The organism is Citrobacter sp. RHBSTW-00570, assembly GCF_013739755.1.
Taxonomy (GTDB): Bacteria; Pseudomonadota; Gammaproteobacteria; order Enterobacterales; family Enterobacteriaceae; genus Citrobacter; species Citrobacter braakii.
Genome location: NZ_CP056400.1, coordinates 20,163 through 35,598, shown reverse-complemented (window position 1 = coordinate 35,598; position 15,436 = coordinate 20,163). Strand labels below are relative to the sequence as shown.

At 47.5% G+C, this 15,436-nt stretch carries 12 protein-coding genes and 2 pseudogenes; 5 read left to right on the top strand and 9 right to left on the bottom strand.

Going from position 1 to position 15,436, the window contains the following annotated elements; genetic code table 11:
• Positions 1 to 189: 189 nt before the first annotated feature.
• Positions 190 to 1,301 (top strand): IS3 family transposase gene (locus HV237_RS24345; protein WP_088903424.1). Its coding sequence is split into 2 segments (ribosomal slippage): positions 190 to 451 and positions 451 to 1,301, totalling 1,113 coding nucleotides; the frame shifts between segments, so codons are not numbered across the junction.
• On the opposite strand, the gene HV237_RS24340 is transcribed toward HV237_RS24345, so the two are convergent.
• Positions 1,281 to 1,748 (bottom strand): hypothetical protein, encoded by a 468-nt coding sequence (locus HV237_RS24340; protein WP_177339880.1) that lies wholly within the window; start codon positions 1,746 to 1,748, stop codon positions 1,281 to 1,283. The genes HV237_RS24345 and HV237_RS24340 overlap by 21 nt on opposite strands.
• A 295-nt stretch (positions 1,749 to 2,043) precedes the next feature.
• On the opposite strand from HV237_RS24340, the gene HV237_RS24335 reads away from it, so the two are divergent.
• Positions 2,044 to 3,447, top strand: coding sequence for an ISNCY-like element ISKpn21 family transposase (locus tag HV237_RS24335; RefSeq protein ID WP_001567368.1), 1,404 nt, complete (start codon positions 2,044 to 2,046; stop codon positions 3,445 to 3,447).
• A 28-nt stretch (positions 3,448 to 3,475) separates the two neighbouring features.
• On the opposite strand, the gene HV237_RS24330 is transcribed toward HV237_RS24335, so the two are convergent.
• Both HV237_RS24330 and HV237_RS24325 read right to left on the bottom strand, forming a co-directional pair.
• The gene (locus HV237_RS24330) at positions 3,476 to 4,108 is read right to left on the bottom strand and encodes a hypothetical protein (RefSeq protein ID WP_001567369.1); all 633 of its coding nucleotides are present in this window, start codon (positions 4,106 to 4,108) and stop codon (positions 3,476 to 3,478) included.
• A gap of 292 nt (positions 4,109 to 4,400) precedes the next feature.
• The gene (locus HV237_RS24325; protein ID WP_064154212.1) at positions 4,401 to 6,023 is read right to left on the bottom strand and encodes a hypothetical protein; all 1,623 of its coding nucleotides are present in this window, start codon (positions 6,021 to 6,023) and stop codon (positions 4,401 to 4,403) included.
• Positions 6,024 to 6,359: 336 nt separating this feature from the next.
• On the opposite strand from HV237_RS24325, the gene HV237_RS24320 reads away from it, so the two are divergent.
• Together HV237_RS24320 and HV237_RS24315 are read left to right on the top strand one after the other, a co-directional pair.
• The gene (locus HV237_RS24320; protein ID WP_032420996.1) at positions 6,360 to 6,809 is read left to right on the top strand and encodes a hypothetical protein; all 450 of its coding nucleotides are present in this window, start codon (positions 6,360 to 6,362) and stop codon (positions 6,807 to 6,809) included.
• 73 nt (positions 6,810 to 6,882) lie between these two features.
• A complete protein-coding gene (locus HV237_RS24315) occupies positions 6,883 to 7,851 on the top strand; it encodes an IS5-like element IS903B family transposase (protein WP_077254959.1) in 969 nt (322 codons plus the stop codon).
• Between the two features lie 138 nt (positions 7,852 to 7,989).
• On the opposite strand, the gene HV237_RS24310 is transcribed toward HV237_RS24315, so the two are convergent.
• From HV237_RS24310 to HV237_RS24285, 6 genes and pseudogenes are all read right to left on the bottom strand, one after another.
• Complete coding sequence (locus tag HV237_RS24310) at positions 7,990 to 8,679, bottom strand: DUF4145 domain-containing protein (protein ID WP_044351480.1); 690 nt, start codon at positions 8,677 to 8,679, stop codon at positions 7,990 to 7,992.
• Between the two features lie 460 nt (positions 8,680 to 9,139).
• Positions 9,140 to 9,253 (bottom strand): annotated as a pseudogene (locus tag HV237_RS24305) (IS110 family transposase); the annotation flags it as partial.
• Positions 9,254 to 9,546: 293 nt separating this feature from the next.
• A complete protein-coding gene (locus tag HV237_RS24300; protein ID WP_000156887.1) occupies positions 9,547 to 10,569 on the bottom strand; it encodes an IS110 family transposase in 1,023 nt (340 codons plus the stop codon).
• Positions 10,566 to 11,807 (bottom strand): annotated as a pseudogene (locus HV237_RS24295) (Tn3 family transposase); the annotation flags it as partial. The gene HV237_RS24300 and the pseudogene HV237_RS24295, both read right to left, overlap by 4 nt.
• Positions 11,808 to 12,096: 289 nt before the next feature.
• Positions 12,097 to 13,119 (bottom strand): IS110-like element IS5708 family transposase, encoded by a 1,023-nt coding sequence (locus HV237_RS24290; RefSeq protein WP_000156884.1) that lies wholly within the window; start codon positions 13,117 to 13,119, stop codon positions 12,097 to 12,099.
• Positions 13,120 to 13,298: 179 nt separating this feature from the next.
• Positions 13,299 to 13,898, bottom strand: a complete 600-nt coding sequence (locus tag HV237_RS24285) for a GNAT family N-acetyltransferase (protein ID WP_032736817.1) — start codon at positions 13,896 to 13,898, stop codon at positions 13,299 to 13,301.
• 265 nt (positions 13,899 to 14,163) lie between these two features.
• On the opposite strand from HV237_RS24285, the gene HV237_RS24280 reads away from it, so the two are divergent.
• Positions 14,164 to 15,168 carry an IS110-like element IS4321 family transposase gene (locus tag HV237_RS24280; RefSeq protein WP_117273198.1) on the top strand — a complete coding sequence of 335 codons (1,005 nt, stop codon included), beginning with the start codon at positions 14,164 to 14,166 and terminating at the stop codon, positions 15,166 to 15,168.
• Positions 15,169 to 15,436: the final 268 nt, after the last annotated feature.

Sequence of the window (15,436 nt, the reverse complement as noted above, 5' to 3'; positions counted from 1 at the left end):
CTAAAGATGCTAGCCTCCATTAACAGCACCTATCTACGCTTCGAGGCTGACACTTCATCAGCTTCTAATTGCTCTCTGTGTAGATAATCCCCTGCAATTGGAGGTGGAGTTGTAAGTATCCCTGAAAAACGAACCATTCACTTTTAGAGATCTTCCGACATACTGATTATGTCCCCTGAGGAGATCGCTATGCGTAAGATCCGATTCACCGAGCACCAGATCATCGCCGTCCTGAAATCCGTCGAAGCTGGCAGGACCGTCAAAGATGTGTGTCGCGAGGCCGCTATTTCCGAAGCCAGTTACTACAACTGGAAAGCGAAATATGGTGGGATGGAAGCCGCTGATATCAAAAAAATCAAAGATCTTGAGGACGAGAATCGTCGTCTGAAGCAGATGTTTGCCGATCTCAGCCTTGAATGTCGGGCACTGAAAGACGTTATCGAAAAAAAGCTTTAAAACCAGCGATAAAGCGGGAGCTTGTCAGCTATCTGACGGCACAATTTGCCATGAGCATCCGCCAGGCGTGCAGGACATTATCGCTGAGCAGGACGGTATATTTTTATCAGCCCGATACCCGGCGCGATGAACCGGTGATAGAGACGCTGGCAGAGGCGGCTGAACGCTATCCCCGCTACGGATTTAAGAAGCTTTTTCAGGTGCTGCGCAGGCAGGGCAATACCTGGAACCATAAAAGAGTTCACCGTATTTACTGCCTGCTGAAACTGAATTTTCGCCGTAAGGGAAAACAGCGCCTGCCGGTACGTAATCCGGCTCCGCTGGCGACGCCAGAGGCGATGAACCAGAGCTGGTCCATCGATTTTATGCACGATGCACTGGTGTGCGGCAGACGCTTCCGGACCTTCAACGTGGTGGATGATTTTAACCGCGAAGCACTGGCGATCGAAATTGACCTGAATATCCCCGCGCAGCGGGTCGTGAGAGTGCTGGAGAGGATCGTGGCGAACCGCGGATATCCGCTGAAAATGCGGATGGATAACGGTCCGGAGCTGATCTCGCTGACGCTGGCACAATGGGCAGAAGAGCATGGTGTGATGCTGGAATTTATCAGGCCCGGCAAGCCCACGCAGAATGCCTTTATCGAACGGTTCAACCGGACGTACCGGACAGAAATACTGGATTTTTATCTGTTCAGGACGCTGAATGAAGCACGGGAAATCACAGAGCGCTGGCTGGCTGAATATAACAGCGAGCGTCCTCATGAATCCCTGAATAACCTGACGCCGGAGGAGTACCGGCTGATGGCTGAAAAAACGGAAATCTCAAAAAGTGTGTGGAACTAAAACGGGTATGCTTACAAGTGGTATTGCCAATTCCTGGCAACACTGCTGCGCAAACGCATCCAGGCTGGAGAGCTCCTGGTCACAATCACTCGATGCACTCAGTCCCCCAACGGCCGTAATATCACAACAAAAACTTTCTGAGGTCTCGCTGTTTATCAGCCCATCCAGCTGAGGAATATGGCGCTGGAGGTAATCATAATCACCGTCGTGGCCGAGACGCAGGTAGCGAATACAGTGTTTTTCGTATTCGAGCCAGGTTTGCCAACAAACCACGGAACGCAGCCAGAACGTGTTCCGCAGTTGCGGGTGACTCACTGGCAAAATCCCGTTGTTTAGGCGACGGCGCAATGTGGCCGGATATCCCAGCGAATTTAGCAAGTCATCCAGGATGCCGTGGAGGATTTTACGCCACAGGGGCGGTGAGCTGCTTATTTCATCATCCATCATATCAATGATCCCAATTCAGTTCAGTTGCAACTGACCAACAGTTGTTGCTGGCCACCACAACCAGACTACCGCAGAAAAATTTAGGCCGAAGGGCCTCCAGACTCTAAAAGTAACTTTTAGAGAAATTTATTTTTGGGCATCATGAAATTCATGTAACTAACTGATATTTAACATAAAACGCATTAAGCGAAGTTGAGTTGTAATGGCTCAATAGTAATGTCCGCCTGTGGCTCAATTCAGATGTCCGCGCTATGGTAAGCTTCACTGGTCCGTTTAAACTACCGGGAGGCATATCATGAGCGCAGAAAGCTCAGGAGTGTTTACTTTGAAAGAGATCAACCGGATCAAGATTATACAGGACGTCATTGAACGTCGCATCACAACGCGCCGTGCGGCCGAGCACCTCGGTATCAGCGACAGGCAATGCCGCAGACTTCTTGCCCGTTACCGTGAAGGCGGACCGCTTGGTATGGCCAGCAGACGATGTGGCATGCGTGGTAACCGCCAGTTGCCACCCGGGCTCGCAGATCAGGCTCTGGAACTGATCAAGACGCGTTATGCTGATTTCGGTCCGACTCTGGCGCGTGAAAAGCTCGAAGAACTCCACGGACTGTTTCTTGGCAAAGAAACTGTCCGGCGCATCATGGTGCGGGCTGGCTTATGGGTTCCCCGTAAACAACGTGCCGCAAGGATCCCTCAACCACGGTACCGGCGTCCGTGTACTGGTGAGCTGATACAAATAGATGGCTGTGATCACGACTGGTTTGAAGGCCGTGGCCCGGCCTGCACCGCGCTGGTCTATGTTGATGATGCAACCAGCAAACTGATGGAACTGTTGTTTGTTAAATCGGAGTCCACGTTTTCTTACTTCGAAGCCACGCGGCGCTATATCGATAAGCATGGTAAACCGCTGGCACTGTACAGCGATAAAGCCGGTGTTTTTCGTGTTAACAATAAACACGCCACAGGCGGAGACGGGCATACTCAGTTTGGGCGAGCCATGCATGAACTGAACATCCAGACTATCTGTGCAGAAACCAGTCCCGCCAAAGGGCGTGTAGAACGAGCTCACCTCACTTTACAGGATCGTCTGGTCAAAGAGCTGCGGTTACAGGGCATTTGTTCAATGGAGGCTGCAAATGACTTCGCTGAGGCCTATATGGCTGACTATAACCGCCGTTTTGGCAAAGTACCGCGACATGATTTTGACGTACACCGTGCTGTAGAACATGATGAGGACCTGGGGCTTATTTTCACTGTTCGTGAAAAACGTAAAGTCTCAAAATCGTTGACGATACAATATGATAAAATGTTGTACCTGATTGAAGACAGCGAACTGAGTCGCCGTGCAATAGGTAAATATATCGATGTGTATCACTATCCTGATGGCAGAAAAGAGCTGCGCCTGAACGGTACGCTACTTCCCTACTCTACCTACGACCGACTGTCAGAAATCGACCAGGGCGCGATTGTCGATAACAAGCGTCTTGGCCGAACCCTGGAGTTTATCAGTCTGGTGCAGAGCAAGCGGGATAACACGCGCTCTCAGTCAATTCCCGCTGGAGATGGCCCTTCCCGACGACGGCCAAAGCAGGAAGGGAAGAAATCCCAGCGCTCACTGGATAATGATGACATGCTCGAAGCACTCAAACAGCTTCAGTCACGTTCAGAGGACATTTTTGGTAAAAGAGCCCGCTGATGGTACTCACTGGCCGGACAGTGGTTGCTCACCAGTTGATATTGTCCGGCCAGACCCATGATGTATTATTCATTTCGTTCAGCATCTTTATGTCCTGCTTTTCACGGGCATACTTACCCCATAATGAATGAAAAGAACGAACAATACTGATTAACTGCTTTTTTCTTTGCTCCGGAGATAGGCTGATAAAATAGCAGCACCTGCTGTCAATATTATCCTCAATGAAATTAAAATCAGAGTCTGATGCATATTTTACTGTTAGCATAATATCATTCGACGTTGTTCTCTCAGACTCTGTTAATGCTGATTCTATCAGGTATTCAAAGGCATACATGACAGACAGCTGGTTTTTGTCTGTCTGAATATAACCCATTGAGTTTCTGAGTATTGAGGACTGTACCAGGACCAGAGGCCATAAAAGCTCAACACCATAAAGCTTATATGTATCATGTTGATCATACTGATGTTGCTCAACACGACGATTACCTTCCCGTGCTTTACGAATATCATAGGCAAGGGATAACATAAATCCGTCTTTAACTTTAATCAGTGGGCTTTCATCCACGATGTAATGAATGAGTTCATGTAATTCATTCAGGGCTTCTGAATCTCCCCACAGTATAAAACCTGCATTGTTCGGCGTTAACTCGTATCGAAGCATGGGCTCAATCATCCTGTTGTTTCAGTCGGAGGAAAGTCTATCAGTAAAGAGAATGAGAGATCAAAGTGGTCATTTTAATTGAGCTGGATAACGGACATTTCAATTGAGCCTTGACATGAGTCAACGATAAAAATTCACATTGTTCGCTTTGAGTTGTGAGTTGTGAGTTGTGAGTTTAACCGATGCAACGATATCAATCGGTTAAACTCATAACGGGAAGCGGAGTTTCAAAAAATATTACTTACACTACTGTACAGTAAACAGGTAGACCGAAATAAACTGAGCACAACATTCAATCTTCCTCATGGTTTTCGCTCTTGCTCCAAAGCGGCTTTATATTATTAATTGCGCCGTTAAATGGATGTCTAGAATTACTTTTTCGCTGTCTTAGCAGCAAAGCATCAATGTCATTTTTAATGATTTCTTTTACGTCGGAATAGTATCGCTGGAGGGACATGTCACTGATGGTGTTATCTAAGCGCACGTTGGAGTCCTGTTTCACTAGATTGTAAATACCATCTTTGAATTTCATACCGTTACCGTCAAGTAAGCCCATTTTCAGATCATAGCATTTCAACCCGGCCAGGCGGGCTTCAACACTGATTAGGCTTATACGTTTTTTATTCTTCTTAATAAGAAGTACTTTATTATTTTCGTACCATTCTTCAAAAAAATGCAATCTATCTATGCACTTTTTATAATTGACTTGACTAGTGTTGTTAAAGTGATAACTGTTCGTATTGTATACGCAACTTTCCTGCTCAGAGATTTGCGGAATGGCTCCCTTCTCTTTGCGCATTTCATATGCAGACAGGCCATAAATACTCAATAAGCAGTCTGCGAGGGTGTCGGCGGCATCATGTAGTGCGTTGGCCTGAATGAGTTTCAGGAGGGTATCTCGCTTGATAGAAATTTGGCAATAATCGCTCTCCCATGCCACGGTCTGTTGCTGCTCTTCCGCCTCCGAGGAGCCGTCGATATCGGGCATAACGGTGGTGAACTTCCATGTAAATGGTAATGATTGTGTATTATTGAAATACATCTGAAGCTTAGTCACCCACTGCATTATTTCAGCAGCATAGATGCCCATATACTGGTGTAAAAGGTAGTCGACTAAGTCGAGATCGCTCTGTTTAGCAATCCTGTCAATAAACTCATTACGCCCTTCTTCGTTAATTAATTTTATGATTTTATGAAATGAACTCGTTTGCCGAATTTCTCCTGGCTGAAAATTTGTGTGACCTTTTTTAAATTCTGACAGCCAGTCAGGAGTGGTAACTTCGGTATCATGCAAATCGGTAATTAATTTGTAAATTGCTTCTGCGAGTATCGATAAAGAATCTATTTTATGGAAATCGTTTAAACGGGAAAGCAGTTCGTTGCTACATGAGTGAGCAATTGAAAGATCTTGATGGCAGTAGCCTTTTCGTGCCTCAGGAGGAATTGGTGTACAAAATGTCGGCCCCTTGACCAAGATGGCAAACAAGTCATCGTGAACAAATTTCTCTATAAGTTTGTATTTTTCCGCAAAGCGGACTCCTTGATTCGATTGCTGTCGGTTCATCTCTCCCCATGTTTTCAGGCTGACCTTCCCCTCATCAAAGCCTGTATAGAGTGGTTGCATGAAAATGAGTGCATTCATGATGCTGTCCTCTTTTTGTTCATGAAAAAAATATAAAGCATTGTTATAATTTAATATTTTTTTTATTTCATTACTTAAGGAACGCAATTCTGTCAGTGCTTGGTGCTGCTCAGAAAACCATTTGCTGAACTCAGTATCTTCATTCAGTTTCCGGGCCTTAAGGATGAGGAGAAGTATCTGTTCGCTAATTGCATCATAAATGTACGGAAATGGTGTGGCGGCGCCAGAGAGATACGTACAGAACTGGTTTCTTTTATGTTCAGAAGGGTGCATTAGCAGCTCCTTTATGTGATGCGGATCACAATTAATGATTGTTTTTATGCCACTCAGTTTCAATAGAGATAGCAAGTTTCATCAAGGTTACTACAAAGCAAGTTTGTACACCCTAAATTTCCAGCAATTAATAATCATCAATATATTTATCTTGGTATATATCATTATTTAATAATTATTAATAAAGTATATCTAATTTTACTAGATGCATTAATTAATATATCATCATTTATTCATCAAGTTATTTGATTGTTTTTATAACTTGATATATCCACTCACTGAATCAATCATGTTTCCGGCGAAGGATGTTCGTCGAGTTTCAAGAGAGAGTTAGAGATGAGTGATGTAACGATGAAAGAGATTGATGATGCACTGGATCGTGCTCAGGCGTTAAAGGGAATTGCTGAGGAATTTATAAGCATCGCTGATGCCATCAATAATGCCGAGCGTATAAGATTGGAGGACGTACGGGGTATTGACATCGATAGTAAACGTTGGGTTCCTCTCGAGGACTACCCTCTGGGTGAAGAAGTGCTTCGCGTTAAAGGGGATATGCCCGGCCTCGAAACCGCAATCCAGAGTTTGGAAGACTTGGCCAATGCTAAAAATCCAGATGCTGATGTTATTGAAGAATTCAAAGACGCTATGGAAGACTTGGATACCATCGAAGACACGCTTCAGGATGTCGGCGCAGAAGAAGTTATTAAGATCTCTCAGGCGTCTGACGACAACGACTTATATCATGAACAAGATGACGCAGAATACAGTGATGAGGAGGATGAATAACGGGTATAGCGACCCTCTAGCCTTGTAATCAATTTATGTAGGGCTTTGTTGAATAAATCGAACTTTTGCTGAGTTGAAGGATCAGATCACGCATCTTCCCGACAACGCAGACCGTTCCGTGGCAAAGCAAAAGTTCAAAATCACCAACTGGCCCACCTACAATAAAGCCCTCATCAACCGTGGCTCCATAACTTTCTGGCTGGATGATGAAGCTATTCAGGCCTGGTATGAGTCAGCAACACCTTCTTCACGAGGCAGACCTCAGCGCTATTCTGACCTTGCCATCACGACTGTGCTGGTCATTAAACGCGTATTCAGGCTGACCCTGCGCGCTGCGCAGGGCTTTATTGATTCCATTTTTTCTCTGATGAACGTTCCGCTACGCTGCCCGGATTACAGCTGTGTCAGCAGGCGGGCAAAGTCGGTTAATGTCAGTTTCAAAACGCCCACCCGGGGTGAAATCGCACACCTGGTAATTGATTCCACCGGGCTGAAGGTCTTCGGTGAAGGCGAGTGGAAAGTCAAAAAGCATGGCCAGGAACGCCGCCGTATCTGGCGTAAGCTGCATCTCGCCGTTGACAGTAAAACACATGAAATCATCTGCGCTGACCTGTCGCTGAACAATGTGACGGACTCAGAGGCCTTCCCGGGTCTTATCCGGCAGACTCACAGAAAAATCAGGGCAGCATCGGCAGACGGCGCTTACGACACCCGGCTCTGTCACGATGAACTGCGCCGCAAAAAAATCAGCGCGCTTATCCCGCCCCGAAAAGGCGCGGGTTACTGGCCCGGTGAATATGCAGACCGTAACCGTGCTGTTGCGAATCAGCGGCTGACCGGGAGTAATGCGCGGTGGAAATGGACAACAGACTACAACCGTCGCTCGATAGCGGAAACGGCGATGTACCGGGTAAAACAGCTGTTCGGAGGTTCACTGACGCTGCGTGACTACGATGGTCAGGTTGCGGAGGCTATGGCCCTGGTACGAGCGCTGAACAAAATGACGAAAGCAGGTATGCCTGAAAGCATGCGTATTGCCTGAAAACACAACCCGCTACGGGGGAGACTTACCCGAAATCTGATTTATTCAACAAAGCCTTTATGTAGTTTAAATTCGCGGGTCTGCTGTGTACAGTCAGGCCCCGAATTTCTAAAGAATACATAAAAATGTTGCTGGCAGTTACCTTTCGCCCCTGTTCCTGCCGTAGCTGGTCTGCAGCATAAGTGCAATGTGGGAAAAGTCAGTGACCTTATCAAACAGCTGCTTGATCAGATCTTCCATCAGCAAGCAGGCGCACTCGATGTGTGCTTGATTGATAGTGGCGTCGGAGTGGCTGGCGTGGTTACCTATGTCTTTCAGCGCGTGGAACGTTTCGTAGTGTGGCCCCAGCCTATCCTTGAATCGCTCAATCCGGTTTCCCAGCTTGATCTGCCACTCTTTCCCGCTATCCGTGTTGAAGCGGGGGATATTTATACTATCCAGCAGCAGTTCCAGAGCGATGCGCATGGAGTTTAGCGCGGCGCTGCCGCTGATGGGCAGTAAAGACGCCGCCAGCTTCAGCTGGCATTTCACATCTTCCGGGCAGTCTTCCGGAAGGCTGAAGACCGGTAGCGGTGGGTTGAAAGATTTAGCCCTGTAACGCTTGTAGTAAACCATGTCCTTCTGTCGTTTATCCGATTTACGCTCTACCCAGCCAATGCCAGATACTGCCACCGACTCCCTGCAACTGCTGCGCGAGCACAGCAGAATGCAGGTGAATACTAACTCTTCATGATCATAGTCGTACCAGTCCTCTCGCCGGTTGTGCTGCGAAAACGCAGAATACTGCGAATGGAAGCTACCGGGCAGCAGTTCCAGTGATGGTGCCATGCATGCTGGGCAGCACCATTCCGGAATTCTGTCTTCAGTAAACGCAACGGTTGGAAAGGGAGCTGGCATTAGTGATTTATCCGGGCAAAGTACGTATCGACACTATACACAATTTAAGCTCTGGTATAATCGGTCTCTCCACTGAACAAGATCAAAGTTCAGTCTTAACGGGGTCAGTTCGGATATCGAAAATTATTGTACTATAAGGGCTTCCCCGGCATGTCAACGCCGGTTTTTACGGTTTTTGTCTGCACTACAGTAAAAATAAAGGGGAGAGACTGCGGTACTATAAACGGCCATGATGAATCGTCATCGATTCGGACCCTGATGAAAGACGCTCGTGAGGTTCTTGTTCGTTAGTCGGGTACTCTTGCCCTGTACAATAAGCAGATATACCTCACGGGGTCTAACCCTTTATCATCAACGAGTTGCAGAATATATGGTTATACAGTGTTGTGCTTTATCCAACTGAATACAGCCTGAAATCATCACCGTAATGCAATGATGCCCAGCACAGCCTTGCATTTTTGGCAGCGATGGCCACCACAGCACGCCAGTATCCTCTTCGCTCAACCAGGGGTCAGTTTGGATATCGAAAATTATTGTACTATAAGGACTTCCCCGGCATGTCAAAGCCGGTATTTATGGTTTCTGTCTGCTCTTCAGTAAAAATAAAGGGGAGAGACTGCGGTACTATAAACGGTCATGATGAATCGTCATCGATTCGGGCCCTGATGAAAGACGCGCGTGAGGTTCTTGTTCGTTAAGCGGATACGTATATCCTGTACAATAGCCAGATAGGCCTCACGGGGTCTAACCCTTTATCATCAACGAATTGCAGGTCAGATGGTTATACAGCTTCGAGCTTTAGTTGACTGAGTACAGCCGGAAATCATCACCGTAATGTAGTGATGCCCAACACAGCCGCGCATTTTTGGCGGCGATGGCCACAACAGCCCGCCAGTACCCTCTGCGCTCAACCAACATACAAACCCAACGGCTGAATGAGTCAGTCCTTTTCCCGGCGCCAATAAGCACTGAACGAGCCCCCTGAACCAGAAGCGTTCGCAGATACGAATCACCGGCTTTTGTGATCCTGCCGAGTTTCGACTTTCCCCCGCTGCTGTATTGTGATGGCGTCAGCCCCAGCCAGGCTGCCAGTTGACGTCCATTTTTAAAATCATGTGCATTACCGATACTGGCGACCAGTGCACAGGCCGTTGTGGGACCAACGCCCTTTAGCTCCATCAGCCGCTGACTGCGATGATCTGTTTTGGCTATGTGGGACAAAATTCGGTCATATTCAGTGATGTTAGCTTCAATGCGATCAACGTGTTCCATCAAATCATCAACACATTGCTGAACCTGAAGCGGTAAAGAGCTCTTCTGCACAGAAACCATGTGGCGCAGGGCATCAGCACTTTGTGGCGCGATGACACCGAATTCAGATATCAATCCTCGCAGACGATTATACGTTGCTGTTTTCTCTTCGATAAAACCCTGACGGGTACGATGTAAACACTGCATGGCCTGCTGGCTTTCGTCTTTCACTGGTACGAACCGCATATGCGGACGACGAACAGCTTCACAGATAGCCTGAGCATCAGCTGCATCATTTTTTCCTGATTTTCCGGCCATACGATAAGGCGATACAAACTTAGCAGCCATCAGACGTGGCTCATGACCATACTGCCGAAACAATCTTGCCCAGTAGTGAGCCCCGGAGCATGCTTCCATCCCGATAACACAGGGAGGCAAACTTGCAATTAACTCAGGAAGTGCAGCACGCGATACTTTAGGCTTAACCAGAACAGTTCTACCATTTTGATCAACACCGTGAACAGCAAACACATTTTTAGCAAGATCGATACCGACAGTCGTGATAGTCATAACGAATTCCTCCGGGACGATGTGTACCCCATGATTGCACAAGAGTTAATCAGGCGCATAATCAGGGGAAGTCCCTTCCATTCGTTAAGGTTGTTTTTTGACCTTTCTACTTTAGCTGGCCTCAGCCGACGAAACTTACCGGAAGCGGGTATCCGGTTGCTTTTCCAGATATAATCACCTGTCAGATTGATGTGCTCCCAGCCTAAGGGCGACAAATGCGACAGCAGTTGCTCGTTGATCTTCACCCCTTTACGCTTCAGCGCATCGACCGCTCTTTCCATATAGACGGTATTCCACAGGGATATGGCAGCTGTCAGGAGCGTCAGTCCACTGGCGCGATAGCTCTGATTTTCCGGTTTTCGGTCCCTGATTTCACCCAGCCGGTGCAGGAATACCGCACGCGCCAGCGCGTTACGGGCTTCTCCTTTATTCAGTCCCGCCTGTACACGCCGACGCAGTGCCGGATCGCGGAACCAGTCGAGCATAAACAGAGTTCGTTCAATACGGCCAATTTCTCTCAATGCTTTGGCAAGTCCGTTTTGCTTGGGGTAGCTGGCAAGCTTTTTCAGCATCAGGGATGCCGTCACGGTTCCCTGCTTTATCGAGGTTGCCAGACGCAGCACTTCACGCCAGTGAATTTCGATCTCTTTCAGATTCAGGCTGGTCGTTGATATCAGTGACTGAAGCGCCGGGTATTGGTCTGCTTTCCCTTTGATAAACAGTTTCTTGTCGTGGAGATCCCTGATTCGTGGACAGAACGCAAATCCCAGCAGATGCATCAGGGCAAAGACATGATCGGTGAAACCCGCAGTATCGGTGTAATGCTCCCTGATTTCCAGGTCGCTTTCGTGGTACAGCAAGCCATCGAGAACATGGGTTGAATCCCTGACCCGGCTGATTATGCAGGTGTAAAACGGGCTGTATTGATCCGATATATGGGTATAAAACTGACGTCCAGGCTCCTGCCCATATTTCGGGTTAACCTGCCCTGCGTAGCGGCCTGAGCTGCCTGTTCTGAAATTTTGTCCGTCTGATGATGACGTTGTCCCGTCTCCCCAGAATGCCGCCAGAGACCTTTTTCCCTGCGCATTTACCAGCTCTGCAAGAGCGGCTGAATAAGTTTCATCACGGATGTACCATGCCTGAATATCTTCGAGTGATGATTTGGTGCTCCCGGGGCAGGCTTCTGCCATTTTGGTCAGGCCAAGGTTGATGCCATCCGCAAGAATGGTGGTGAGCGGGTCCGCTTGGAAAAAGGAAATTATCCTACTATAAGGGCTTCCCCGAACAGTCAACGCCGGTTTTTAATTTCTGTCTGTTCATCAATGAAAGGCAAGGGATAAGACTGCGCTACTATAAACGGTCATGCTGAATCGCTAGTGATTCGGACCCTGATGAAAGACGCTCGTGAGATCCTCCTTCGTTAATCGGATAGTGATATCCAGTAGGATATGCAGATACTTCTCACGGGGGTCTAACCCTTTACCATCAACAATTTACAGTTCAGTTACTACTCAGTTAAATTTTTCATGTTGTTGAATACAGTCTGAAGTCATCGCCGTAATGTAATGATGCCCAGCACAACCTCGCATTCTTGGCGGCGATTGCAACGACAGCACGCCAGTATCCCCGCCTACCAATCAACGAGCAGACCCAACGGCTAAACGGGTCCGTTCTATTCTCTGCCCCTACCATTACAGAACGGGCTCCCTGGACCAGTAGGGTTCGCAGATAGGCATCACCCGCTTTTGTTATCCTGCCAAGCTTTGATTTTCCGCCACTACTGTATTGTGATGGCGTTAGCCCCAACCAGGCTGCCAGTTGGCGCCCGTTCTTAAAATCATGGGCATTGCCAATACTGGCGACCAGCGCACTCGCTGTGGTGGGCCCAACACCTTTCAGTTCCATTAACTGCTGGCTGCGATGATCTGTTTTGGCCACACGAGATAATACCCTGTCATATTCGGCGATTTTCTCTTCAATATTAGTGACATGTGTCAATAGATCATCAATGCACAGCCTAACCTGTACTGGCAGAGTTTCCTTCTGGTCAGAAACAACATGACGCAGAGCATCAGTGCTTTGTGGGGCAATAACCCCGAATTCAGATATCAGGCCCCGAAGACGGTTATACGTTGCTGTTCTTTCCTGGATAAATCCCTGTCTTGTCCGATGTAAGCATTGCATTGCCTGCTGGCTTTCGTCTTTGACTGGTACAAAGCGCATATGCGGCCGCTGCACTGCCTCACAAATAGCTATTGCATCAGCTGCATCATTTTTCCCGGTCTTACCCGCCATGCGATAGGGTGAGACAAATTTCGGAGCCATCAACCGGACATCATGGCCATACTGCCTGAATAATCTTGCCCAATAGTGGGCACCCGAGCAGGCTTCCATTCCAATGACACAGGGAGGTAAACCTGCGATGAGTTCAGAAAGTGCTGCACGCGACACCTTGGGTTTAACCAGAACAGCTTTACCATTTTGGTCAATGCAGTGAACAGCAAACACATTTTTAGCAAGATCGATACCGACTGTGGTGATGGTCATAACGAATCCCTCTGGGTCAATGTTTATCCTATGATTGCACGAAAGTTAATCAGGCACATATCTAGGGGAAGTCCCTTCCATTCGTTAAGATGAGCAAACAACCGAGTTGTCTTTGGTGTCAGTTTGGAAAGTGTATGTAAGACGAACGGCCACCTGATCGGCGGCCTAATCTGGAGAATTTAATCTTTGCAGGCTACTACAGCGTTAATGATGTTTTGAACATCGCTGTTGTTAAGCATAAAGACCGGCAATCCCTCACTAGCATCTTTGCTACTCATGACGCAAAGCCCCGCATACATGCCGCGTGTACGGTCAAAATCACTGCTATCTGGGGCGAAAAAATCCCCCTTGTTAACCATCCCAGCAGCTTCGTAAAATGGTACTAATTCAGAAGAGCATAACAAGCCCATTTCATAGGGTTGAGAGAGAAGCGCCTCGAGCATTTGGCTACCGATACCATGCCCACGATACTGCTCATGTACATAGATTTTATGGCAGTAGCGTATCAGTGAGGCTTTTGGATGCCCGAAAATCAAAGCATACCCATAAAACTCACCCTCATTCGCTGCCCCCATAACTTGCAGGTGTCCAGCCTGATAGCATTCCTCAAGCACTCCCACGACGTACTTTTTTGCAACCTCCATTTGAGCTTCTGTAGCCATAAACATCAAAGCTGATAGCTCAGAAGAAAAAATAAGGTCTTGCAGGATGCCACCTGCTTCACTATCAAAAATTTCGGGTAGGTACGGTGCAATTTCTAATGCTGCGGAATCGGTCATTTTTACAGCCCCTGTTGTTATGGTTTAAGCAAATTAATCATACCAGCGAAGCAGAAAACTTTACCCGTCATTTCAAAGTCATCGGGGTCAATATGCGGGATCTTAACCCTCGGTTTCGGAAACAAAAACCCCTAGCCCCGCCATTCGGCAGTCAACCAGAAGCATTCTGGTTAAAAAGCAGCCTTAGCGTGGTTTATTTAATGAGATGGTCACTCCCTCCTTCCCGGTACTATGCTGAGGACAGGCTTTCATTCGGAGAACTATCATGGAAAACATTGCGCTCATTGGTATCGATCTGGGTAAAAACTCTTTCCATATTCATTGCCAGGATCGTCGCGGGAAGGCTGTTTACCGTAAAAAATTTACCCGGCCAAAGTTGATCGAATTTTTGGCGACATGCCCCGCTACAACCATCGCAATGGAAGCCTGTGGCGGTTCTCACTTTATGGCACGCAGGTTGGAAGAGTTGGGGCATTCCCCAAAGCTGATATCACCACAATTTGTCCGCCCGTTCGTTAAAAGCAATAAAAACGACTTTGTCGACGCCGAAGCTATTTGTGAAGCTGCATCGCGTCCGTCTATGCGTTTTGTGCAGCCCAGAACGGAATCTCAGCAGGCAATGCGGGCTCTGCATCGTGTCCGTGAATCCCTGGTTCAGGATAAGGTAAAAACAACCAATCAAATGCATGCTTTTCTGCTGGAATTTGGCATTAGCGTTCCCCGAGGAGCTGCCGTTATTAGCCGACTGAGTACCATTCTTGAGGATAATAGTTTGCCTCTTTACCTCAGCCAGTTATTGCTGAAATTACAACAGCATTATCACTATCTTGTTGAGCAGATTAAAGATTTGGAATCCCAGTTGAAACGAAAGTTGGACGAAGATGAGGTTGGACAGCGCTTGCTGAGCATTCCCTGCGTCGGAACACTGACAGCGAGTACTATTTCAACTGAGATTGGCGACGGGAAGCAGTACGCCAGCAGCCGTGACTTTGCGGCGGCAACAGGGCTTGTACCTCGGCAGTACAGCACGGGAGGTAGGACGACATTGCTGGGAATTAGTAAGCGAGGTAATAAAAAGATCCGAACTTTGTTGGTTCAATGTGCCAGGGTATTCATACAAAAACTGGAACACCAGTCTGGCAAATTGGCCGATTGGGTCAGGGATTTACTGTGCCGGAAAAGCAACTTTGTCGTCACTTGTGCTCTGGCAAACAAGCTGGCCAGAATAGCCTGGGCCCTAACGGCACGACAGCAAACTTATGTAGCATAACGGCAGAAATACACCGGTTTAAAGAATTACTGATCTGGTTTTGCGAATACTGATATTGATGATACTAACGGCCCACCGGCCTGTTGAGGAACCTGTAAAACGGAAAGGCTCATTGAAGCCGTATATTTTCTGGAGGTTCATCAGGCGCGGAACTCATCAAGGCGCGGGAATAAAATCCCATTCAGACGCCGGATAGATTCAAGCAAGCCAACTTGTCGTCAAAATCGGTGTTGCAAAAACGGGAGTGACCATAGATTCCGTTTTCCAA